Raw genomic sequence first — 22,886 nt, 5'->3', positions numbered from 1 at the left:
GTGCCATTCGAGCCCTCCACGTCCCGTGATGATCCGTTGTGGAGCTGTACCATGACCGCTGCTGCCTACCCGCACCTGCTGGCCCCGTTGGACCTGGGTTTTACCACCTTGCGCAACCGCACCCTGATGGGCTCGATGCACACGGGCCTGGAAGAAAAGCCCGGTGGGTTCGAGCGCATGGCGGCCTACTTTGCCGAGCGCGCCCGTGGCGGCGTGGGCCTGATGGTCACTGGCGGCATTGGCCCGAATGATGAAGGCGGGGTGTATTCCGGCGCGGCCAAGCTCACCACCGAAGAAGAAGCGCAGAAGCACAGGATCGTCACGCAGGCCGTGCATGAGGCGGGCGGCAAGATCTGCATGCAGATCCTCCACGCCGGCCGTTATGCGTACAGCCCAAAACAGGTGGCGCCGAGTGCGATCCAGGCGCCGATCAACCCGTTCAAGCCCAAGGAGCTGGACGAGGAAGGCATCGAGAAGCAGATCCAGGATTTCGTCACCTGCTCGCTGCTGGCCCAGGTCGCCGAGTACGACGGCGTGGAAATCATGGGTTCCGAGGGTTACTTCATCAACCAGTTCCTCGCCGCCCACACCAACCACCGCACCGACCGTTGGGGCGGCAGCTACGAAAACCGTATGCGCCTGTCGGTGGAGATCGTGCGCCGCGTGCGTGAAGCGGTGGGCCCGAACTTCATCATTATCTTCCGCCTGTCGATGCTCGATCTGGTGGAAGGCGGCAGCACTTGGGAAGAAATTGTGCAGTTGGCCAAGGCCATCGAGCAGGCCGGCGCGACCATCATCAACACCGGCATCGGCTGGCACGAAGCGCGTATCCCGACCATCGCCACCAAAGTACCCCGTGGCGCGTTCAGCAAAGTCACGGCCAAATTGCGCGGTGCGGTGCAGATCCCGCTGATCACCACCAACCGCATCAACACACCGGAGATTGCCGAGCAGATCCTCGCCGAAGGCGATGCCGACATGGTCTCGATGGCGCGGCCTTTCCTCGCCGACCCCGAGTTCGTCAACAAGGCCGCCGCCGGCCGCGCCGATGAAATCAACACCTGCATCGGCTGCAACCAGGCTTGCCTGGACCACACCTTTGGCGGCAAGTTGACCACCTGCCTGGTCAACCCGCGGGCCTGCTATGAAACCGAACTCAACTACCTGCCGGTCAAGCAGATCAAGAAAATCGCCGTGGTCGGTGCCGGCCCCGCAGGCCTGGCCGCCGCCACCGTGGCGGCTGAGCGTGGCCACCAGGTGACCTTATTCGATTCGGCCAGTGAGATCGGCGGCCAATTCAATATCGCCAAGCGCGTACCGGGCAAGGAAGAGTTTTTCGAGACCCTGCGCTACTTCAATCGCAAGTTGCAGACCACCCACGTCGAGCTGTGCCTCAACACCCGTGTCGACACCGCACAACTGGTGGCGGGCGGTTACGACGAGATCATCCTGGCCACCGGCATTGCGCCGCGCACGCCGGCGATTCCGGGCGTTGAAAATGCCAAAGTGCTGAGCTACCTGGACGTGATCCTCGAGCGCAAGCCGGTGGGCAAGCGCGTCGCGGTGATCGGCGCCGGCGGCATTGGTTTTGACGTGTCGGAATTCCTCGTGCATGAAGGCGTGTCTACCAGCCTCGACCGCGAAGCGTTCTGGAAAGAGTGGGGCATCGACACCCAGTTGCAAGCCCGTGGCGGTGTGGCCGGGATCAAGCCGCAACCCCATGCCCCGGCCCGTGATGTGTTCCTGTTGCAACGCAAGGCTTCCAAGGTCGGCGACGGCCTGGGCAAGACCACCGGCTGGATCCACCGTACCGGCTTGAAGAACAAGCGCGTGCAGATGCTTAACAGCGTCGAGTACCTGAAGATCGACGATGACGGCCTGCATATCCGCATCGGTGCCGAAGGTGAGCCGCAGCTGTTGGCCGTGGACAACATCGTCATCTGCGCCGGGCAAGACCCGCTGCGCGAGTTGCAGGACGGCCTGGTCGCCGCAGGGCAGAACGTGCACCTGATCGGCGGCGCCGATGTGGCGGCCGAGCTGGACGCCAAGCGCGCCATCAACCAAGGCTCACGGCTCGCCGCCGAGCTGTAAGGCGACGCAAGGGGCGGTGTAGACTACCGCCCCTTTTTCGATGCAGATGCCGCCCGATGGGTCCTTTCGATTGGCTTCCCCATGCACCGCTTGAACCGTTAGCGCTGGAGTGGCTGAACGGCGTCGAGCTGGCCGTGCTGCGCCTGGACCGTATCGACCCACTGATCAGCGGCAATAAGTGGTTCAAGCTCACCCAACATCTGGCCCAGGCGCAGCAGGCCGGTGCCAGCGGCATCGTCAGCCTCGGCGGTGCTTACTCCAACCATCTGCACGCGCTGGCAGCGGCGGGCAAGCGCTTTGGTTTTCCCACCGTCGGCCTGTTGCGTGGTCACCCTCAAGACACCCCCACAGTCCTCGATCTGAAAGCCTTTGGCATGCAGTTGCATTGGCTGGGCTATGCCGGCTACCGCGCGCGCCACGCGGAGGATTTCTGGTTGCCGTGGCGCGCGCAATATCCCGATCTTTACCCCGTGCCCGAAGGCGGCGGCGGGATGGCCGGGGCATTGGGTTGCGGGGTCTTGGTCGAGCAGGCACGCCGGCAATTGAGCACCGTGGGCTGGGCCGATTACGATGCCTGGTGGTTGGCGGCAGGCACCGGTACGACGTTGGCGGGGTTGGCGTTGGCGGAGGCGGGCGCGCATCCGGTGTATGGCGCCATGGCGGTACCGGATGATCATGGTGTGGCACAGAACGTGAGTGCCCTGGTGCAGGGTGGTTATGAATTGCTGGACGCCAGTCGGGGCGGTTTTGCCAAGGTAGATCCGCTGCTACTGGACTTTATCGAGACCGCTGAACAGGCCTGCGGTGTACCGCTGGAACCGCTCTATACCGGCAAGGCGTTGTTGGCGTTGAAGCAGCAGATCGAGGCCGGGCGGTTCGTACCCGGCACTCGCCTGATCTTCGTGCATACCGGCGGCTTGCAGGGCCGCCGAGGGTTTACAGCCTAGCACGCTTACCCGGCATCATCCGCAGCGCCGTGTTATCACGCATCACATAATGATGAAAGATCCCCGCCAACGCATGCAGCCCGATCAGCCAGTAACCGGCCTTGCCGAACCACACATGCCAGCCTTCAATCTCTTTGGCCAGCGCCTTGTTTTCAGCGATCAGTGGCGGCAACTCGATCCCATAGAACATCACCGAATGCCCCTCGGCACTGACGATCAGCCAACCGGCAATCGGCATGCCGATCATCAAGGCGTACAGCGCGAAGTGCATCAGCGTGGCCAGCAGGCTTTGCCATTGCGGCGGGGCGGGGACGATCCTCGGCGCAACCCCCAGGCTGCGCGCGAACAGGCGCAGCCACACCAGCACAAACACGGTGAGGCCGAACATAAAATGCATCTCGACGATCAACGTCCGTGCACCGCTGCCTTTGGGAAACTGTCCGCGTAACTCAATGCAGGCGTAGACCACCGCCAGTAGCACCACCATCAACCAGTGCAGCGCAATCGACATGGTGCTGTAGCGCGTATCGGAATTTTTCCACGGCATCGCTGGGTTCCTCACTCATCAGGGCGAACCTTCGTTATTTGGCGACGAAGTCCTTTTACTGTAAGCCTGTTTTGCGCGGTTTGCCCGGTGCGATGTCGTTGTCTTGACCTCTATCAGTCGCTTTGCGGCATTTCGCCACGGGCCAGGCGCTGGTTGATGTCGGCGATGACGGCCGGCAGGTCGGTAATGGTATCGATCAGGTAATGGGGGCGGGAGCTTGCGAACATCGCTTCGATGCGCGTGCGTTCGCTGGCCAACGTGGCGCTGTCCAGGGCGCGGAACTGCGCGTAGGTCAGGCCCAGGGCGTTGCCGGAGCAGGTCAGGGCCACGGTCCACATCCCGGCGCGGCGGCCTTCGAGGATGCCTGGCACGGTGTCGTCGACCTTGACGCACGCCGCCACATCGTCGATGCCCAGGGCGATCACGTTGGCGAGTGCCTGGGCTGGCCATGGGCGGCCGTTGGGCACTTCGTCGGTGGCGACCACGTGGTCGGCGACGTAGCCGTTGGTGGCGGCCAGGGCGACCACTTTGTCCATGACTTGCTTGGGATAGCCCGAGCAGGAGCCGATCTTGATGCCTTGCCCGCGCAGTTGGCCGATGGTGTCGAGGGCGCTGGGGATCAGCGCCGAGTGTTCGGCGATCTTCTCGATCTGCAACGGCATGAAGCGCTGGTAGATGGCCGTCACGTCGTCATCGGTGGGCGTGCGGCCGAATGCCTGGCGGTAGCGCTCGGCGACTTGCGGCTGGTCGCACAGGGTGCGGATATGGTCCCACTTGCCCATGCCCATCGGGCCACGGGCTTCTTCGATGGATACCTGCACATCGAATTCGGCGAAGGCCTCGACGAAAATCTGCGTGGGGGCGAAGGAGCCGAAGTCGACCACGGTGCCGGCCCAGTCGAGGATGACGGCCTGGAGGGTGTTGGGGTTTTGATAGTTCATGGTTCAGATCCTGTGGGTAAGGGGCAATCAGATGTCCGACACTTCCATTTCTTCCAGCACCTCGGCGATCGCCTTGACCGCTGCGCGCATCCCTTGCGCATCGACATGGCCGATGCAGCCCACGCGGAACGTCTCCACCTCGGTCAATTTGCCCGGGTACAGAATGAACCCCTTGGCCTTGACCCGTTCGTAGAAGTCCTTGAACTGGTAGCGCGGGTCCTGCGGTGCGTGAAAGGTCACGATGATCGGTGCCTGGATCGCCGCCGGCAGGAAGCTGCGCAGGCCCAGTGCGGCCATGCCGTCGAGCAAGGCCTGGCAGTTGTCGGCGTAGCGTCGGTGGCGCGCGGGCAGGCCGCCTTCTTCCTGGTATTGCAGCAGCGCTTCGTGCAGGGCGGCGACCACATGGGTCGGCGGGGTAAAGCGCCATTGGCCGGTCTTGGCGATGTAGCTGTGCTGGTCGAACAGGTCCATCGCCAGGGAATGGCAGTTGCCCTGGGCGGTGGCCAGCGCCTGTTTGTTCGCGAAGACGAAGCCCATGCCCGGCACGCCTTCCAGGCACTTCCCGGACGCGGCGATCAGTGCGTCGAACGGCACCTCGCGGGCATCGATCGGCAGCGCACCGAAGGAGCTCATGGCGTCGATGATCAGGCGCTTGCCGTGGTGTTTGACGACCTCGGCGATCTGCGGCAGCGGGTTGAGAATGCCGGTGCTGGTTTCGCAGTGGATCAACGCGACGTGGGTGATGGCGCTGTCTACCGTCAGCAGGCGGTCCACATCGGCGGCGGTGGTGGGCTGGTCCTCGGCGGTCTCAAAAGTGCTGAAATCACGGCCGAGCACTTCGCAGATCCTGGCCAGGCGCTTGCCGTAGGCGCCGTTGATCAGCACCAGCACCTTGCCGTCACGCGGTACCAGAGTGCCGATGGCGGCCTCGACCGCAAAGGTGCCGCTGCCTTGCAACGGCACGCAATGGTGGCTGCCTTCGCCGTGGAGGATCGCCAGCAATTGCGCGCAGACGCTGGCAGTGAGTTGGTTGAAGCGGTCATCCCATGAACCCCAGTCCACCATCATGGCCCGGCGGGTGCGGTTCGATGTGGTCAGGGGGCCAGGTGTCAGCAGGATCGGCGCGGCAGTGGTCATCTCAAGTCCTCGCAAGGCATCGGGGGTTGAAGCTACGACGCCTAAATTGCAGTTTGGCTTGTCATCAATCAAATTGTTTGTTGTTATGCGAGCTATCAGTGAGGCCGATAACCATGAACCTGTTCCAACTGCGCGCATTCGATGCCGTGGCCCGCGAGGGCAGTTTTACCCGTGCTGCCGCGCGGCTGTTCATCAGCCAACCGGCGGTGACCGGGCATATCAAGGCCCTGGAGGAGCACTACCAGATCCCGTTGCTGCGCCGCACCGCGCGGCGGGTGGAGTTGACCGAAGAGGGCGCGCGGCTGGCGGCGATCACACGGGCGATCTTTGGCCTGGTGGACGAAGCCCAGACCATGCTGGAGGCCAACCGCCAACTGCTGAGCGGGCGCCTGGAAGTCGCGGCGGACGGCCCGCACCTGGTGATGCCGATGATTGCCAGCCTGCGCGCGCGCTACCCCGGGATTACCGTCAACCTGCGCCTGGGCAATGCCCAGGAAACCCTGGCCGCGCTGTTGTCCGAGCATGCGGATGTGGCGGTGCTCACCGAAGTGGAACCGCGCAACGGTCTGCACCTGCAACCGTTGAGCGAGTCGCGGATGTGCGCATTGGTGCCGGCCAGCCACCCGTGGGCGCAGCAACCCGAGGGTATTCGCCTCGAGCAACTCAACGACATGATCATGGTGCTGCGCGAGCCCAGCTCGATCACCCGGCGTACCTTCGATGAGGCCTGCATGGCCGCGAATGTGCAGCCCAAGGTGCTGCTGGAGCTGGACAGCCGCGAGGCGGTGACCGAAGCCGTCGCCGCTGAGCTGGGGGTGGGCGTGGTCTCGTCCATGGAAGTCAGCCCCGACCCGCGGGTGCAGACGGTGCCGATTGAGGGCGAGGGGCTGCTCAACCGGCACCTGCTCGGTTGCATGGAGCGGCGGCGCTCGTTGCGCCTGATTCAGGCGTTCTTCGAGTTGGCGCCAGGCTGAAGGCTGTCGCGCACGATCTCCAGGAACGTCGCCACCACCCGGCGTGAACTCTGTTCCTTGAGGCACACCAGGGTTTCTTTCATGCGCTGGCTGCAATCGCGGATGGGCATGGCGTACACCCGCGAGTCGGCGCCGAACTCCGCCGCCGAGACCACGCCCACGCCGATGCCCACCACCACCGCTTCACGGGCGGCCTCACGGCCTTCCACCTGGATGGCCGGGCGAATGCGCAAGCCTGCCTGGCTCATTTCCTGTTCAAGGGTCTGGCGGGTGACCGAGCCGATTTCACGCAATACCAGCGGCGTGTCGTCCAGGTCAGCCAGGCAGATGGACTCGCGTCCGGCCCACGGGTGGTTGCGCGCGACAAAGGCGAGCAATTGGTCGTCGGGCAACGGCAGCGACAGCAGGCGCTCATCGTCGACGTCGCGGCCCAGCAAGGCCAGGTCGGCCTGGTAGTTGTACAGGCGAAACAGCGATTCGTCGGTGTTGCCGGTTTCGATCTTCACGCTGATCCCCGGGTACAGCTGGCAAAACCGCGCGATCTGCGGCAGCACGTGCACGGGGGCATCCACGGCGAGGGTGAGGGTGCCGGTGAGCAGCGCGCGGGAGTCCTGCAACAGTTCCTCGGCTTCGGCTTCGATCACAAACAGGCGCTGGGTGATGCTCAGCAGGCGTTCGCCCAGGTCGGTCAGGCGCACCGAGCGCTTGTTGCGATGAAACAACAGCACGCCGAAGCGCTCTTCGAGTTTGCGCACCTGGTCGGAAATCGCCGGTTGCGTCAGGAACAACCGTTCGGCGGCCTGGGTGAAACTGCCGTGGACGGCGACGGCGTGGAACGCTTTGAGCTGTGCGTGGGACACCGACATCGCGAATCCTCTTACAAGCTGAACTTATATTTGAAATACGATAAATCGATTTTACCTATTAGTCAGCCATTGCTTTGATACGCCTCAGCCCCCGTAGGTTGAGTCCTACAACCTACGGAGCCATGGGCTCCTGAATACCGGACCCATCTGACCAATGCCGCGCTTTCCAAGGCTCGGCATTGCAGTGCTCAACCATAAAAACAACAGGCATTCGCTTCTCGATTCTGCCGGCACACTCACCTGAGGTCAGAACCACCATGAATATCCCTATGGGTAGCATCAAGCGTTGGCGCGTGCAGATTTTCGCTATCACCTGGCTGGCGTACGCCGCATTCTATTTCACTCGCAAAGCGTTTTCCGTGGCCAAGCTGGGGATCGTCGACGCCCCGAGTTTCCCCCTCGACAAAATGATGATGGCCAACCTGGATGGCATTTACCTGGCGGCCTATGCCGTCGGGCAGTTCACCTGGGGCATGCTGGCTGACCGCTTCGGGCCGCGTGTCGTGGTGCTCGGCGGGTTACTGATTTCTGCCGCTGCGGCGCTGGTGATGGGCACGTTCGCCACCTTGCCGATCTTTATTAGCTGCATGTTGATCCAGGGCTTGGCGCAGTCCACCGGCTGGTCGGGATTGTGCAAGAACCTCGGCAGTTTCTTCCCGGCGCAGCAGCGCGGGCGAGTGCTGGGGCTATGGAGTTCGTGCTACGCCTTCGGCGGCCTGGTGGCGTCGCCCTTTGCCGGGTGGTGGGCCTACACCCTGATCGGCAGCTGGCATGCGGCGTTTATCTCCAGTGCAGCGGTGGTGGCGTGTGTGGCGCTGCTGTTCTTTCTCTTCCAGCGCAACACGCCGCAGGATGTGGGCTTGCCCGCCGTGGAGCCGGAGCCGCTGTTGAGCGCCGAGGAGGCCGCCGCCGAGAAGCGCATCAGCGTGCTGGAACCGCTGCGGGCGATCCTGCGTAACCGCACTGTCTTGACCCTGGGGCTGGCGTACTTCCTGCTGAAACCGGCGCGCTACGCGATCCTGTTGTGGGGGCCGGTGATTGTGTATGAGCAAATGCCCTCGGTCGGCAAGGTCGGCGCGGCCATCGTGCCGACGGCGTTCGAACTGGCCGGTTTGCTGGGACCAGTGCTGATCGGGCTGGCGTCCGACAAACTGTTCGGCGCCCGCCGCATGCCGGCCTGCGTGCTCAGCCTGCTGGCCCTGACCGTGGCCCTGGCGCTGTTCATGGGCGCACTGCACACCGGCAGCGTGCTGCTGGTGATGGCGTTGCTGTTTGTGATGGGCCTGACCCTCTACGGGCCGGACTCGATGATCAGCAGCACCGCCGCCATCGACTTCGGCACCGCCAAGGCGGGGGCGACGGCCGCAGGCTTTGTGAACGGTTGCGGTTCGGTGGGGGCGATCCTCGGCGGGTTGCTGCCGGGTTACTTCGATACGGTGACGGTGTTTATCGTGTTTGCCGGTGCCGCGCTGTTTTCCTCGCTGGTGCTGATGCCCTACTGGAACGCCAGGCCGGCCGTGCTGGCCCAGGTCGGGGATTTCGTGCCGGACTGCCGTGCGGCGATCAAACCCTTGCGAACCTGAGGGGTATGGCCGGTTTTTTGGTGGATCAGAGCGTTTTTGCCCTATAAACTCTGCCCCCAAAGCGCCGGCCAGTAGACGTTTCGGCGCGATGTATAGAAGAGAGTGAGTCATGGGCGCACAGTGGAAAGTCAAACATAAAGAAGCGGCATCCAATGCCAAGGGCAAGATCTTCGGCAAGCTGGTGAAAGAAATCACCATCGCCGCCCGCAACGGTGCCGACACCGCGACCAACGCCCACCTGCGTCTGGTGGTGGAACAGGCCAAAAAGGCCTCGATGCCCAAGGAAACCCTGGAACGCGCGATCAAGAAGGGCGCCGGTCTGCTCGGTGAAACCGTGCAATACCACCGCGTGACCTACGAAGGGTTCGCCCCGCACCAGGTACCGTTGATCGTCGAGTGCGTGACCGACAACATCAACCGCACCGTGGCGGAAATCCGCGTGGCGTTCCGCAAGGGGCAGCTGGGTGCTTCCGGCTCCGTGGCCTGGGATTTCAACCATGTCGGCCTGATCGAAGCCTCGCCGGACACCCCGGATGCCGATGCGGAAATGGCCGCGATCGAAGCCGGTGCGCAGGACTTTGAAGACGGCGAAGAGGAAGGCACCACCCTGTTCATCACCGAGACCACCGACCTGGACGCCGTGCAAAAAGCCCTGCCGGAACAGGGGTTCACCGTGCTGTCGGCCAAGTTGGGCTACATCTCGAAGAACCCGGTAAGTGGCCTGACCGATGAGCAGATGGCTGAAGTCGAAGCCTTCCTCGAAGGCTTGGACAACCACGACGACGTGCAGGATATGTTCGTCGGACTGGCGGGCTGATTTATCCGCTGAAGAAACGCATTCAAAATGTGGGAGGGGGCAAGCCTTAATGCCAGTCAGTTAAGGCTTTTTGTAGGAGCGAGCTTGCTCGCGAAAAACTCACAGGCGCCGCGCTCATTCAGGAAGCACGCGTTATCGTTGACGTTTTTCGCGAGCAAGCTCGCTCCTACAGGAGGCGATGTACGCTTAACTGACTGGCATTAGGGCAAACCCCCCTCCCACATTTGTTTATTGGTGTTGGATGGATTGCAGCAAGGCGTTGATTTCTTCGAAGCTCGGCCGTGCCAACACGTCGGGCTGGCAACAGCTTTTCTGCAACGCTACCAGCGCCTCGTCAATCAACCCCGCTTCAACCCGCTCCAGCAATTCCCCCAGCAACACCCCGAACGCGCGCACTTCAATGCGTTGCAAGGCTCGTGTTTCCAAGGTGTCTGCCTTGGCATGGAACGACGCCGCGCCAAAGTCCCCGAGCAAACAATCTCCCGCTTCATTCCACAGGATATTGTGCCCGTACAGGTCGCCATGGGTGATGCCGTGCCGGTGCAGATGCGCGGCCACGGAGGCGATGCCCCGGGCCATGCGCAAGGCTACGTCGAGGCTGAAGCGGGTGGCGGGGTCGTAGACATCGCGGGTGCACGAGGCCAGGCTCGGCAGGGCGGCGAGGTTGCGGTAGCTCGGGTCGATCAGGTCCATGACCAACGCGGCCTGGTCCTCGGGGGCACCCACCACGCGGCCTTGCACCTTGATCAGGTTAGGGTGCAACCCGGCGGCGATGCAGGCCTGCATTTCGTGCAGCGGCGAGCCGTCGCTGGTGATCGTGCCTTTGTACAGCTTGACGGCGACGGGCTTGGCCGTGGGTGTCCACAGGGCCTTGCGAATAACCCCCGAGGCACCTTCGCCCAGCACCTCGGACAGTTCCAGTTCCGTCCAGGGAATAGCCGCTGTCGCGTCATCCGCCACCCTATCCACGGTCATTTCCACCGGGTTGCCCGCATAGGCCAGCCACGTCAGGCTCGGCAGCGTCAACAGCCACTCGGGCAGGCGTGTGAGGCGGTTGGAGGCAATGCGGATCAGCTCCAGATTGCTGCAGTTGGCCAGGCTCTGCGGCAACTGCGTCAGTTGGTTACCGGCGAGCATCAGTTTCTGCAGTAGCGGCCGCTCGCCCAACTCGCAGGGGAGCTGGCTGATGCAGTTATCGGTGAGGATCAGCCAGCGCAGCAACGGCGGCAGCGCGGCGGCGGGCACGTGGCTGATCTGGTTGGCCTTGAAGCCGATCATGCTCAGTTTGGCGCATTGGCCCAGGCATTCCGGCAGTTCGGTAAAGGCGTTGTCCGAGCAGAACAGCACGCGCAGGTGCGGCAGGCGGTGCAGGTCGTCGGGCAGGCGGCTCAGGGCATTGCCGCTGAGGTTGAGGATTTCCAGGGAGTCGGCCAGCCCGAAGATTTCCTCAGGGAATTCGGTGAGCCCGCAGGACAGGTCCAGGCGCGTAATGCCGGCCAAGTGGCCGGCCTTGAGTTGGGCGAGGGTATTCATGAACGGCGCGATCACTCGGCAAGGGGGCGTAAATGGCGCTCATGATACCGGGTCGCGCGCCCGTTGCGGGTTGGCCTGTTGCAATTGGTTCAGGCGACTGGCGGTGCGCGCCAGGTCGATGGCCTGGCCGCTCATGGCCTGTTCCAGCGGTTGTTCGCCGATCAGGACCAGGTGCTTGTCCTTGTCGTAAAGCACGTCCACCAAGTTGATAAAACGTTGTTGCACGGCGATCGGGCACTCTGCCAGGTGGGGCAGGCCGTCGATGACCCAGTGATCGAACGCCTCGCACAGCAACAGGTAGTCCATCACCGCCGTCAGCTGTTCGCACAGGTCGTTGAAGGTGAATACGATGGTGCGGGCCTGATGCCGGCGGCAGATCAATGTGCGGTTGCCCACCGTCAGCGTCTGCGTCGGGCCGCCGCTGACCGGCAGGCCGAGCGCCGCACGCTGGGCCTGCGTGCCCGGCCACAGGTAACAACCGGTGGTAAAGCGTTGCGCGGCATGGGCCTGGGGCAGGCTGCGAAAGTCCTCGGGCGAACTGACTTCCAGCACGTCCATACGCGCGGCAATCAAGTCGATCACCGGCTTGAAACGCTCGTGGTACAGCGGGTTGGGCAACAGCCCTTCGGGTGGATAATTGGAGGTGACCAGCACCCACACGCCACGCTGGAACAGGGCCTTGAACAGCCGGGTAATCAGCATGGCATCGCCGATGTCGTGCACGTGGAACTCGTCGAAACACAGCACGCGGCAGCCGTCGAGCAGTTCGTCCAGGGTCATGGCCAAGGCATCGTCCGTCGCCTGGTGCGTGAACATACCGCGGTGCAGTCGGGCGAAAAACTCATGGAAATGCACGCGTTGCTTCTCGGCGATGGGCAGCGCCTGGAAGAAACCGTCCAGCAGCCAGCTTTTGCCGCGCCCCACCGGGCCGTGCAGGTACAGGCTGCGGGTCGGCTGGCTGGCGAGCAGGTGCCGGGTCTGGCGCGCCATCGCGGTGATGGCCTGGGCTTGACCAGCACTGAGGGTGTAACCCTGTTGCCGGGCTTTGTCCTGAAAGAACGTCTGGATGGGCATGTCGTCGTGTGTGTCGGTTTTTTTACCGAGCAAACGACGGATAAGGGGGAGCACGGCCAATGCGAGTCACTCTGTAGTGCGGTGGTCGCTTACTTTAGGGCGCCGCTGGCGATTTGACCAATCTAGAACGGCTGCAGGGGCGGCGTCGCCTGGCCGGCCGGGCTGACCACCGCATAGTTGTAGCCGCCGCCGGACCAGTATTGCGCTTGCAACCCATCCGCCGTGCGCTCGCCACGGGGCAGGAAACCGTTGTCCGGGCCCGGTGGGCGGATGTAGAAGCTGATGCGTCGACCTTGTGCGTCCTGGTACAGCACCATGGCGGCGGCGCCTTGATCGGTGGTGAGCAGTCGCCCGCTGACGGGCGTGAAGCCCGCTTGGCTCAAGTCCGGCAGGCGATGGGCTTGATTGAAGTAGCGGTCGAGCCACGCCTGCATCGTGCCGCGGTCCTGGCCGTTATAGTCGGCGGGCATGATGCCCTCCTGGGCAAACAGGCGGAACGCTTGCATCGCATCGGCCATCGGCAGCAGCGGCGGTTGCGTGGCTTCACGGGCCTGCCAGCCGCCGAGGCCACCGAGGCTGACGGCCATCAGCAGCACCGCAGCGGTAGCATAGTGGCGGCGCGATTGATGCTTGAGGCGCTGGCGAATCAGTGCCGGGTCCAGCGCCGGGTTAGCCGGTTGTTGCAGGGCGCCGCTCAAGGACGCGCGCAGCAATTGCGCGTCCTGTTGCCACGCCTGCACTTGGGCCGCGACCTTGGGGTGGGCGGCCAGATAGGTTTCGAGCACGCGGCGATCACTGTCCAGGAGTTGATGATCGACGTAGGCATGCAGGTCGCGTTCGCTGGGGGGCAGGCTGATCATTTGAGTATCCGCAGGGAAGGGCTGGCGATGTCGCCATCGCTGAGTTGACGCAACGCTTGGCGCGCCCGGGACAGGCGCGACATCACGGTGCCGATCGGCACCTCGAGTATTTGCGCGACTTCCTTGTAGCTCAAGCCCTCCACCGACACCCACAACAGCAGTGCGCGTTGTTCGGTGTTGAGTTGGTCGAAGGCTTGCAGGGTCGCTTGGGCGATGACGGTGCGCTCCACCGACGGCTGCGCATCATCGCGGCCGGTAAAGAATTCCAGCATGCGTGCATAGCGCCGGGTGCGGCGGTGGGCATCGAGGAACTGCCGGTAGAGGATCGAGAACAGCCAGGCGCGCAGATCGCCCTCGATGCGTTTGTCGGCCCAACGGGTGATCGCCCGCTCCAGGGTCGCCTGCACCAGGTCGTCGGCACTGCTGGCGTTACGGGTCAGGGACACAGCGAAACGCCGCAGCCTGGGGATGAGTTCACGTAACGGTTCGTCGAGTTCATGCATGGGTGTCTGGCTGGTCACTACGCTGGGACTAGAGAGACGTCCGGCGTGAACGGTTATTCCCGGCCGTGGAAAATAAATCCAGGGCCTGGGAATAGAGCGGATCGGCGTTCGTCTTAATGCTCCGACCTTATGGTTACCCCCAAAGGCCTTCAGGCCCTGGAGTCTGTTCATGGTAGATCACTCATCACCGCCACGTCCCCCGTTAAGCACGGCGAGCCTGATCGCACGACTTGCGGGAATTGGTGCCGTGGTTGCGGTTATGGCCGGGGCATTTGCCTACGTCAACGGCAGCCTCGACCCACAACGCCTGCGCCCGAAAACCCTGGTCAATGCCCTGGAAACCAACAACGGCGTGCACCCTGGATTCCGGCGTAACCATGCCAAGGGCGTGTGCGTGGCCGGGTACTTCGAAAGCAGTGCCGAGGCGCGTGCCTACTCCCGCGCCCAGGTGTTCAGCGCGGCCAGGACCCCATTGATCGGCCGCTTCGCCCTGCCCAGCGGCAACCCCTATGCGCCGGACAGCAGTGTACCGATCCGCAGCTTTGCCGTGCAGTTCAGCCTGGTCAACGGCCAGCAATGGCGTACCGGCATGAACAGCATGCCGGTGTTCCCGGTGGGCACGCCCGAGGCGTTCTACCAGATGCTCAAGGCCGGCGCGCCGGACCCGGCCACCGGCAAGCCGAACCCGGCGAATATGCCGGCGTTTTTTGCCGCACACCCTGAGGCGGCGCCATTCCTGGCGTGGGTCAAGACGGCCAGGCCATCGGCCAGTTATGCGACCGAAACCTATAACGGTATCAACGCGTTTTATTTGGTGAGTGCCGAGGGCAAGCGCCAGGCCGTGCGTTGGGGCGTAGTGCCCCAGAGTCAGGATGCAGCGGGGGAGACCGCACCGACGGGCGCCGACTTTCTGGAGAAAGACCTGGTGCAACGCCTGGCCACAGGGCCGTTGCGTTGGCAGTTGAACATGACCCTGGCCAACCCCGGCGACCCGCTGGAGGACGCGAGCAAACCCTGGACCGGTGAGCACAAGGTGTTGAATGCCGGCACCCTGGTGCTGCAAAGCAGCCAGCCCCAGGCCGACGGCGATTGTCGCGACATCAATTTCGATCCGTTGATCTTGCCCAGCGGCATCGAAGCCTCCAATGACCCGCTGCTGGCTGCACGTTCGGCGGCGTATGCCAGTTCGTACCTGCGCCGTGCCGGTGAAGTCAGCCCCTTGCACAGTGCCCCAGCGGAGTCGAAGCCATGAATGCCCAACCACGGTTTTTTGCGCCCCTGGCGCGCCTGCTGCACTGGTTGATGGCGCTGATGGTCATCGCCATGTTGTTTATCGGCGCAGGCCTGGCGGCGTCAGTGTCGGAACGGCATGAGTGGTTGATCCACCTGCACAAGCCGTTGGGGATCGCGATCCTGATGCTGGTGATCCTGCGCCTGGCGGTGCGCTTTTCCACCCGCCAGCCGCCGTTGCCGTCTGACTTGCCGCTGTGGCAGGTGCTGGCGGCCAAGGCGTCCCATCTGGTCTTGTATGGGTTGATGCTGGTGTTGCCGCTGCTGGGCTGGGCGATGATTTCGGCGGCGGGCGACCCGGTGATGCTCAGCAGTTCGGTGCAGTTGCCGGCGTTGGTGGCGGCGGATGCGCCGCTGTTTGCGCTATTGCGCAAGGCCCATGGGTACCTGGCCTACCTGCTGTTCCTGACGGTACTGCTGCACCTGGCGGCGGCGTTGTTCCATGGGTTGATTCGGCGCGATGGTGTGTTGCAGAGCATGACCGGCACCAAGGACTGATGCCGGGGGCCAGGGGCGTTAGCGCAGGACCGTGACGATATCGGCCACGGTGCTCAAGACGTCCTTGGCCAGCTGTTTGGAGCGTTCGCCTGACCAACCGGTTTTCGGGTTGGGGGCGTCGTCGTTGTCCTTGAACGGCATTTCCAGGGTCAGGGACAGGCAGTCGTACTGCTCGCCGACGGCATTGCAGGCCAGGGTCATATTGGCTTCGCCCGGCAAGTCGCGGGTGTAGCCGTGGGTGGTTTGGAAGTCACGGGTCAGCGAACTCAAATGGCTGCGAAAGCGTTTTTCCAGCGCTTCGATACGCGGGGTGTAGCCGGGGTTGCCTTCGCAGGCAGCGGTGAACACGTAGGGGATTTCTTCGTCGCCGTGAATATCGAGGAACAGGTCGACACCATACTGCTGCATTTGCTGTTGCACGAACAGCACTTCCGGGCTGATCTCCTGGCTGGCGCTTTGCCAGGCGCGATTGAGGTCCTGGCCCATGGCGTTGGTGCGCAGGTGACCGTGGAAGGCGCCGTCGGGGTTCATGTTCGGCACCAGGTACAGGTCGGCAACGGCCAGGAGCTTTTTCATCTCGGCATCGCCATCCTGTTGCAGGCGTTCGATGATGCCCTCCATGAACCATTCGGCCATGTGTTCGCCGGGGTGCTGCTGGGCAATGATCCAGACATTGCGTCGGCCTTCGCCGCCTTTGCCACGTCGCAACAGTTGAATATCGCGGCCCTCGACACTTTTGCCGGTGGCCAGCAGTTGGGTGCCGGCGTACTTCAGGGCCTGGTCGATCAGCCAGTTGTGGCGTTCGCGACTGTAGGGCTCGAAGTAGGCCAACCAGGCATGCTTCTCACGGGTTTCTAGGCTGATGTGCAGGATCTCGCCGTCAAAGCGCGTGGGGACTCGGAACCAGTTGACGTGATCATAGGACGCGACAGCGTTATAGCCGCTCCAGGCGTGCTTATACGAAGAGCCACCGGCGTTGCTCAGGCGAAAGTTATGGGTGTGGCCCACGTGCATGCCTTCGGCTTTGAAGTGGAACCATTGGTAATGGTGGCTGCGGGTATCGGGTTGGATGGCCAGCAGCAGCTGGTAGGCGTCGCTGGCGTCGAGCACCTGGATATTGCCACTGTCGAAGTCGGTGCTGATCTTGATGGAGGTCAAGGCCACGGTCATAGTCTGGTTGCCTGAATATGAGTGTTGTGGCGGCTATATTACACAGGAGTTTGGTAAAGCCTGGATGCAAAATTGTTGCGGGGAGGGGGGCGTCGTCCGTGACGCCGCCGCAGCTTAGAATCTATGAGATTGATTCTCAAGCGCTATTTCGCAGAGATGTGCGCTGGAGCACTGGACTGGCTTTCTTTTGGCGATGGTCTTTTGCTACCATGCGCGCCATCAAGCAACACACAGTCTTCATTAGCCTGAAGCCATGCCAGGGAAACTGGCAAAAAAAAGACCCGGCCAAAGAGCCGGGTCAAAAACCGTGATTAGCCTGATGAGGAGATATTCCAAGAGTCCGACCTAAGGTCCCTTGGTCTATCGACTGATCTCGCGATCAGCTGGGTCCAATAATAATCATTATCATTTGCAAGTCAAATGTTTTTATCCATGGGATAGAAATATTTTTCTTTCGCGGTTGTTATCCGTTCGCCCGAACCTCCGGTGCCCGCAACGACCGCTCGACCATCGCCTTCGCCATATCAATCAAATACACCACGGAAAACGCCAGGTCGCGCTGGTTGCCCTGATGGCTGCTCGCTGATTCGTAGGCCGTGGCGGCGGCACTGCGCAACAGGTCCGAGGCGTGCACCAGGGCTTCCTCCTGGCTGATGCCGGGCTTGATGGCGAAAAAGCTGTCATCCGGGACGGGCGCTGACATATTTTCTTTCAAGTAGAAGTCCAAGGCACGCTGGGCAGCACCGCTGCTGCGCAGGCCTTGAACGTCATCGTTTTCGGGTGTTTCAGGCAGGGGATACGGGCTCGTCGTCATAAGGGGCGGTACTCTGGGTGGGTGTCGAAAACCTTATGCTCGATGATAGTACGTATCGTATTTATGTCGTTTTATGGATTACTACAAACTGTTTATTGCCCTGGAAACTGGCTGACGTATTGTCCGCGGCCATGGATAAATGGATAGCATTGGTCAAGGCCAACATGAAAGACCGCGAGGTCACCCAGGGTGAGCTGGCTGAACGCTTGGGCATGTCCCAGGGGGGCGTTGGGCACTGGCTCAACAAGCGCCGCGTGCCGAGCCTGGCGGATATGAACCGGGTGCTGGAAGAGTTGGGGCTGGGCGACTTGGAGGTGGTGCAGGAGCTGCGTGAGAAGGCCGACGAAGTCCGTGGCCCGGCAAAACAATACACGTCGTATTTTCGCTACCCGGTCAGCGAGTGGAAAGGCCTGTGTGACATTCGCGAAGAGCGCCCGGCCTATGGCGCCGCACGCTTCGAACCGACGGATTACCACGCCCGGGGCGACGCCTTCTGGCTGCCGGTGACAGGTGACGCCATGACCGCGCTCAGCGGCCCGAGCATCGCAGCGGGGATGATGATCCTGGTAGATCCGGCCATCGCCGCCGAACCCGGCAAACTGGTAGTTGCCCAACGGGCCGCCAGCACCCAGGCGACCTTCCGCCAGTTGCTGGAAGAGAGCGGCCAGCTCTACCTGGTGCCGCTCAACCCCACCTACCCGAAACTGCTGTTCACCGCTGATTGCCGCATCCTCGGCGTCGTCGTGCAGGCCACGGTGAAGTTCTAGTCCTCCGTTTCGAGCTCCACCAACGCACACCCTTCGGCAACCATTTCGCCCTCCTGGCAGAACAGCGCCTTGACTACCCCGGCCTGGGGCGCGCGGATACTGTGCTCCATCTTCATCGCCTCGAGCACCACCAGTTGCGTGCCGGCCTCGACCGTTTGGCCGACGTCCACCAGTACCCGCACGATGCTGCCGTTCATGGGTGCCGTGAGGCCGCCCTGGTGCGACTGGCTGGCCTCGACTGCCGCAATCGGATCGAACAGGCTCACGCCCTGCATCTCGCCGTCCCAACGCAGGAAAACCGTGTGCTCGTTGCGCACTGCCAGATGTGAACGACGGACGCCCTGGTGTTCGATCACTAACTGTTCGCCCTGCAATGTCGCGGCGTCGGCGGCCAGTGTCACCAGGCGGTCCTGGCCATTGCAGCTCAAGTGCAGCGAGACCTCGGCGGGCAGCCCCGCACGGAATCCACGGGTGTCCGCCCATGGCCCGTCACCCGCAGGCAAGCTCTGCATAAAGGCCGAACCCGCAGCCTGCCAGAACGCATCGCTCAGCGTCCCGGCCACCGGCAGCAGATCCTCCTGATAGCGCGGAATGAATCCGGTATCCAACTCGGCCGCCGCAAATGCCGGATGACCAATAATGCGCCGCAGGAAGCCCAGGTTGGTCTTCAGCCCACCCACGGCAAACTCGTCGAGCATACTCAGCAAGCGCAGGCGTGCCTGTTCACGGTCTTCACCCCAGGCAATCAGCTTGCCGAGCATCGGGTCGTAGAACGGCGACACGTCGTCTCCTTGCTCGACACCACTGTCCACGCGGCGCCCCGGGCCCGGCCCGGACTCGCGATACAGCGCCAGGTGCCCGGTGGCGGGCAGGAAGTCGTTGGCCGGGTCTTCGGCGTACAAACGCACTTCAATCGCATGGCCGATCAGCGGCACCTGCTCCTGGGTGATCGGCAGCGCCTCGCCCTGGGCGACGCGAATCTGCCAGGCCACCAGGTCCAGGCCGGTAATCGCTTCGGTGACTGGGTGCTCCACCTGCAGCCGGGTGTTCATCTCCATGAAGAAAAACTCGCCGCGCGCATCCAGCAAGAACTCCACCGTGCCCGCACCGACATAACCGATGGCCTGGGCCGCACGCACCGCCGCTTCGCCCATGGCCTTGCGCTGTGCAACGCTCAGCCCCGGCGCCGGGGCTTCCTCGACGACCTTTTGGTGTCGACGCTGGATCGAGCAATCCCGCTCATTGAGGTACAGGCAATGCCCATGCTGATCGGCAAACACCTGGATCTCTACGTGGCGTGGCTTGAGCAGGTATTTCTCCACCAGCATCTGCCCATTGCCGAAGGACGACAGCGCCTCACGCTGGGCCGAGGCCAGGGCGTCGGCGAGTTGGCTGACATCCTCCACCACCTTCATGCCCTTGCCGCCGCCGCCGGCCGTGGCTTTGAGCAGTACCGGATAGCCGATGCGCTCACAGGCGTCGCGGAAGGTTTCCAGGTCCTGTTCCGTGCCGTGATACCCAGGCACCAGGGGCACGCCGGCGGTTTCCATCAGGGCCTTGGCGGCGGACTTACTGCCCATGGCGTCGATGGCCGAGGCGGGCGGCCCGAGGAAGATCAGGCCCGCCGCTTCGATCGCACGGGCAAACCCGGCGTTTTCCGACAGGAAACCGTAACCGGGGTGAATGGCCTGGGCACCGCTGGCCTGGGCGGCGGCGATCAGTTTGTCGATCTGCAGGTAGCTCTCGGTGGCCTTGCTGCCCCCCAGGTCGACACGAATATCCGCCTCGCGGCTGTGTCGCGCATCACGGTCGACGGCGCTATGCACCGCCACGGTGGTCAGGCCCATGGCCTTGGCGGTGCGCATCACCCGGCAGGCAATCTCGCCGCGGTTGGCCACCAGTACGGTGGTCAGCGTGCTCATGAACGCGGCTCCTGGGGTTGCCAGCTGGGTGGGCGTTTTTGCAAAAAAGCGCGCAAACCTTCCTGGCCTTCGGCGCTGACACGGATGCGTGCAATGGCATTTTCGCAATAGCGGCGCAGGGCAGGGGTGAGCGCGCCGTTACCGACTTCACGCAGCAGGTCCTTGCTGGCGCGCATCGCCGCCGGGCTGTTATGCAGCAGGTGGGTGATCCACTGTTCCACCTGTTGGTCCAGTTCGCCAATCGGGTAGCTTTCCGCCAGCAGGCCGATTTCCCGTGCACGCTGGCCGCCAAAGCGCTCGGCGGTCAGGGCATAGCGCCGCGCCGCCCGTTCGCCGATGGCCTGCACCACGAACGGGCTGATCACGGCCGGGGCCAGGCCGATGCGCACTTCCGACAGGCAAAACTGCGCGTCATCGGCGCCGATGGCCATGTCGCAGCAACTGATCAGGCCCAGCGCGCCACCGTAGGCCGCGCCTTGCACCACTGCCAGGGTGGGGATTTTCAGCTTGGCCAGGTTGTACATCAGCTCCGCCAGTTCGCGGGCGTCGTCCAGGTTGGTGTGGTAATCCAGTTCGGCCGACTGCTGCATCCAGGCCAGGTCGGCACCGGCGCTGAAGTGCCTGCCGCGCCCACGCAGGACCAGGAAACGCAGGGACGCATCACCTTGCACATGGTCGAGGGCGATGATCAGTTCGCGGATCATCTCGGCGTTGAACGCGTTGTTCTTGGCTTCTCGGCTGAGCCACAGGGTGGCAAAGCCACGGCTGTCGGTGATCAGTTCGAGGGTGTTGAAATCGCTCATGCAAGGAGCTCCATGATGATGAGAGGTCTCCTGTAGGAGCGAGCTTGCTCGCGAAAAACGTCCAGGCAACGCGTTCATCCAGAATGCTCGCGTTATCGTTAACGACCTTCGCGAGCAAGCTCGCTCCTACAGGTTACATGCGGAACACGCCGAAGCGGCTCGGCTCGATGGGGGCATTCAGCGCGGCGGACAAGGCCAGGGCCAGCACATCGCGGGTCTGCATCGGGTCGATGACGCCGTCGTCCCACAGGCGTGCGCTGGAGTAATAAGGGTGACCCTGGGTTTCGTACTGGTCGAGGATCGGCTGCTTGATCGCCGCTTCCTCTTCAGCGCTGAAGCCGACGCCTGCCCGTTCAGCCTGCTCACGCTTGACCTGCACCAGCACGCCCGCAGCCTGTTCGGCGCCCATCACGCCAATCCGCGCGTTGGGCCACATCCACAAAAAGCGCGGATCATAGGCGCGGCCGCACATGCCGTAGTTGCCGGCGCCGAAGCTGCCGCCGATGATCACCGTGAATTTCGGCACCTTGGCGCACGCCACCGCGGTCACCAGCTTGGCGCCGTGCTTGGCGATGCCACCGGCTTCGTATTTCTGGCCGACCATAAACCCGGTGATGTTCTGCAGGAACAGCAGGGGAATCCCGCGTTGGCAGGCCAGCTCGATAAAGTGCGCGCCTTTTTGCGCGGCTTCGGCGAACAGAATCCCGTTGTTCGCCAGGATCGCAATCGGGTAGCCGTGCACATGCGCGAAGCCGCACACCAGGGTGGTGCCGAACAGCGCCTTGAACTCATCGAACACCGAGCCATCCACCAGCCGTGCGATCACTTCGCGTACATCGAACGGCTGCTTGGCATCGGCCGGGATCACGCCGTAGAGCTCTTCGCTGCTGTACAGCGGCGCCACGGGCGTGCGTTGCAGCAATTGGCCCTGCTTGCGCCAATTGAGGTTGGCCACGCTACGGCGGGCCAGGGCCAGGGCGTGTTCGTCACTGTCGGCATAGTGGTCGGCCACGCCGGATATCCTGCAGTGCACATCGGCACCGCCGAGGTCTTCGGCACTGACCACTTCACCGGTAGCGGCCTTTACCAGCGGCGGGCCGGCCAGGAAGATGGTGGCTTGGTTGCGCACCATAATCGCTTCGTCGGCCATGGCCGGCACGTAGGCGCCACCGGCGGTGCACGAGCCCATCACCACGGCGATCTGCGGGATGCCCTGGGCACTCATGTTGGCCTGGTTGAAGAAGATCCGCCCGAAGTGTTCGCGGTCGGGAAACACTTCATCCTGGCGCGGCAGGTTGGCGCCGCCGGAGTCCACCAGGTAGATGCACGGCAGACGGTTCTGCTCGGCGATGGTCAGGGCGCGCAGGTGTTTTTTCACCGTGAGCGGGTAGTAGGAGCCGCCTTTTACCGTGGCGTCGTTGGCGACGATCATGCATTCGACGCCTTCCACGCGGCCGATGCCGGCGATCACGCCGGCGGCCGGCACGTCTTCGCCATACACCTGATGGGCGGCCAGTTGGCTGAGTTCAAGGAACGGCGAGCCCGGGTCCAGCAGGCGATTGATGCGCTCGCGCGGCAGCAGTTTGCCGCGTGAGGTGTGGCGTACCTGGGCCTTGGCGCCGCCGCCTTGCTGCACGTGGGCGAGCAGGGTATGCAGGGCGTCGACCTGTTGGCGCATCGCCGCGCTGTTGCTGGCGAACTCCGCTGAGCGTGGGTTGAGCTGGGTGTGCAAGGTGGCCATGGGGCGCT

The 22,886-nt window shown here is 63.2% G+C and carries 21 protein-coding genes; 8 read left to right on the top strand and 13 right to left on the bottom strand.

The window, feature by feature from the left end; translation table 11 throughout:
• Window positions 1–51 precede the first annotated feature (51 nt).
• Entirely contained in the window at window positions 52–2,091 is a 2,040-nt protein-coding gene (locus BFQ01_RS02770) for an NADPH-dependent 2,4-dienoyl-CoA reductase (protein WP_065924137.1), read from the top strand.
• 56 nt (window positions 2,092–2,147) lie between these two features.
• Window positions 2,148–3,038 (top strand): 1-aminocyclopropane-1-carboxylate deaminase/D-cysteine desulfhydrase, encoded by an 891-nt coding sequence (locus BFQ01_RS02765; protein ID WP_065924136.1) that lies wholly within the window; start codon window positions 2,148–2,150, stop codon window positions 3,036–3,038.
• On the opposite strand, the gene BFQ01_RS02760 is transcribed toward BFQ01_RS02765, so the two are convergent.
• The 3 genes from BFQ01_RS02760 to BFQ01_RS02750 form a co-directional block, all read right to left on the bottom strand.
• On the bottom strand, window positions 3,028–3,585 hold the full coding sequence (locus BFQ01_RS02760) for a cytochrome b (RefSeq protein WP_065924135.1): 558 nt from the start codon (window positions 3,583–3,585) through the stop codon (window positions 3,028–3,030). The two genes, BFQ01_RS02765 and BFQ01_RS02760, sit on opposite strands and share 11 nt — an antisense overlap.
• Window positions 3,586–3,698: 113 nt before the next feature.
• Window positions 3,699–4,526, bottom strand: coding sequence for a phosphonoacetaldehyde hydrolase (gene phnX / locus BFQ01_RS02755; RefSeq protein WP_065924134.1), 828 nt, complete (start codon window positions 4,524–4,526; stop codon window positions 3,699–3,701).
• 27 nt (window positions 4,527–4,553) lie between these two features.
• Window positions 4,554–5,663 (bottom strand): 2-aminoethylphosphonate--pyruvate transaminase, encoded by a 1,110-nt coding sequence (locus tag BFQ01_RS02750; protein WP_065924133.1) that lies wholly within the window; start codon window positions 5,661–5,663, stop codon window positions 4,554–4,556.
• Window positions 5,664–5,776: 113 nt separating this feature from the next.
• Here BFQ01_RS02750 and BFQ01_RS02745 point away from each other — a divergent pair, with 113 nt between their 5' ends.
• A complete protein-coding gene (locus BFQ01_RS02745) occupies window positions 5,777–6,637 on the top strand; it encodes a LysR substrate-binding domain-containing protein (RefSeq protein ID WP_065924132.1) in 861 nt (286 codons plus the stop codon).
• Here BFQ01_RS02745 and BFQ01_RS02740 read toward each other — a convergent pair.
• The gene (locus tag BFQ01_RS02740) at window positions 6,607–7,503 is read right to left on the bottom strand and encodes a LysR substrate-binding domain-containing protein (protein ID WP_065924131.1); all 897 of its coding nucleotides are present in this window, start codon (window positions 7,501–7,503) and stop codon (window positions 6,607–6,609) included. The two genes, BFQ01_RS02745 and BFQ01_RS02740, sit on opposite strands and share 31 nt — an antisense overlap.
• A gap of 257 nt (window positions 7,504–7,760) precedes the next feature.
• Between BFQ01_RS02740 and BFQ01_RS02735 the strand changes: the two genes are divergently transcribed.
• Together BFQ01_RS02735 and BFQ01_RS02730 are read left to right on the top strand one after the other, a co-directional pair.
• On the top strand, window positions 7,761–9,086 hold the full coding sequence (locus BFQ01_RS02735) for an MFS transporter (protein WP_065924130.1): 1,326 nt from the start codon (window positions 7,761–7,763) through the stop codon (window positions 9,084–9,086).
• 109 nt (window positions 9,087–9,195) lie between these two features.
• Entirely contained in the window at window positions 9,196–9,903 is a 708-nt protein-coding gene (locus BFQ01_RS02730) for a YebC/PmpR family DNA-binding transcriptional regulator (protein WP_027606258.1), read from the top strand.
• Between the two features lie 228 nt (window positions 9,904–10,131).
• Here the strand turns inward: BFQ01_RS02730 and BFQ01_RS02725 are convergent, their stop codons facing one another.
• The 4 genes from BFQ01_RS02725 to BFQ01_RS02710 form a co-directional block, all read right to left on the bottom strand.
• The gene (locus BFQ01_RS02725) at window positions 10,132–11,436 is read right to left on the bottom strand and encodes a protein kinase (RefSeq protein WP_065924142.1); all 1,305 of its coding nucleotides are present in this window, start codon (window positions 11,434–11,436) and stop codon (window positions 10,132–10,134) included.
• 39 nt (window positions 11,437–11,475) lie between these two features.
• A complete protein-coding gene (gene zapE, locus BFQ01_RS02720) occupies window positions 11,476–12,570 on the bottom strand; it encodes a cell division protein ZapE (RefSeq protein WP_065924129.1) in 1,095 nt (364 codons plus the stop codon).
• 62 nt (window positions 12,571–12,632) lie between these two features.
• A complete protein-coding gene (locus BFQ01_RS02715; protein ID WP_065924128.1) occupies window positions 12,633–13,370 on the bottom strand; it encodes an anti-sigma factor family protein in 738 nt (245 codons plus the stop codon).
• Window positions 13,367–13,873: an RNA polymerase sigma factor gene (locus BFQ01_RS02710; RefSeq protein WP_027606262.1), complete on the bottom strand. Its 507-nt coding sequence runs from the start codon at window positions 13,871–13,873 to the stop codon at window positions 13,367–13,369. The genes BFQ01_RS02715 and BFQ01_RS02710 overlap by 4 nt, the downstream gene beginning before the upstream one ends.
• A gap of 169 nt (window positions 13,874–14,042) precedes the next feature.
• Between BFQ01_RS02710 and BFQ01_RS02705 the strand changes: the two genes are divergently transcribed.
• Window positions 14,043–15,125 (top strand): catalase family peroxidase, encoded by a 1,083-nt coding sequence (locus BFQ01_RS02705; protein ID WP_065924127.1) that lies wholly within the window; start codon window positions 14,043–14,045, stop codon window positions 15,123–15,125.
• Entirely contained in the window at window positions 15,122–15,661 is a 540-nt protein-coding gene (locus BFQ01_RS02700; RefSeq protein WP_065924126.1) for a cytochrome b, read from the top strand. The genes BFQ01_RS02705 and BFQ01_RS02700 overlap by 4 nt, the downstream gene beginning before the upstream one ends.
• An 18-nt stretch (window positions 15,662–15,679) precedes the next feature.
• On the opposite strand, the gene BFQ01_RS02695 is transcribed toward BFQ01_RS02700, so the two are convergent.
• Window positions 15,680–16,831, bottom strand: a complete 1,152-nt coding sequence (locus BFQ01_RS02695; protein ID WP_065924125.1) for a M14 family metallopeptidase — start codon at window positions 16,829–16,831, stop codon at window positions 15,680–15,682.
• A 463-nt stretch (window positions 16,832–17,294) separates the two neighbouring features.
• A complete protein-coding gene (locus BFQ01_RS02690) occupies window positions 17,295–17,645 on the bottom strand; it encodes a DUF6124 family protein (RefSeq protein ID WP_027606266.1) in 351 nt (116 codons plus the stop codon).
• 131 nt (window positions 17,646–17,776) lie between these two features.
• On the opposite strand from BFQ01_RS02690, the gene BFQ01_RS02685 reads away from it, so the two are divergent.
• Entirely contained in the window at window positions 17,777–18,412 is a 636-nt protein-coding gene (locus BFQ01_RS02685; RefSeq protein ID WP_065924124.1) for a LexA family protein, read from the top strand.
• Here the strand turns inward: BFQ01_RS02685 and BFQ01_RS02680 are convergent.
• The 3 genes from BFQ01_RS02680 to BFQ01_RS02670 form a co-directional block, all read right to left on the bottom strand.
• Window positions 18,409–20,334, bottom strand: coding sequence for an acetyl/propionyl/methylcrotonyl-CoA carboxylase subunit alpha (locus BFQ01_RS02680; RefSeq protein WP_065924123.1), 1,926 nt, complete (start codon window positions 20,332–20,334; stop codon window positions 18,409–18,411). The genes BFQ01_RS02685 and BFQ01_RS02680 overlap by 4 nt on opposite strands.
• Window positions 20,331–21,137: a gamma-carboxygeranoyl-CoA hydratase gene (locus BFQ01_RS02675; protein WP_027606269.1), complete on the bottom strand. Its 807-nt coding sequence runs from the start codon at window positions 21,135–21,137 to the stop codon at window positions 20,331–20,333. Before BFQ01_RS02675 ends, BFQ01_RS02680 begins: the two co-directional genes overlap by 4 nt.
• Before the next feature lie 133 nt (window positions 21,138–21,270).
• Window positions 21,271–22,878 carry a carboxyl transferase domain-containing protein gene (locus BFQ01_RS02670; RefSeq protein WP_065924122.1) on the bottom strand — a complete coding sequence of 536 codons (1,608 nt, stop codon included), beginning with the start codon at window positions 22,876–22,878 and terminating at the stop codon, window positions 21,271–21,273.
• Window positions 22,879–22,886: the final 8 nt, after the last annotated feature.

It is taken from the genome of Pseudomonas sp. 8 R 14 (assembly GCF_900005955.1).
Classification (GTDB): domain Bacteria; phylum Pseudomonadota; class Gammaproteobacteria; order Pseudomonadales; family Pseudomonadaceae; genus Aquipseudomonas; species Aquipseudomonas marginalis.
This window is presented reverse-complemented; position numbering and strand designations above follow the sequence as displayed.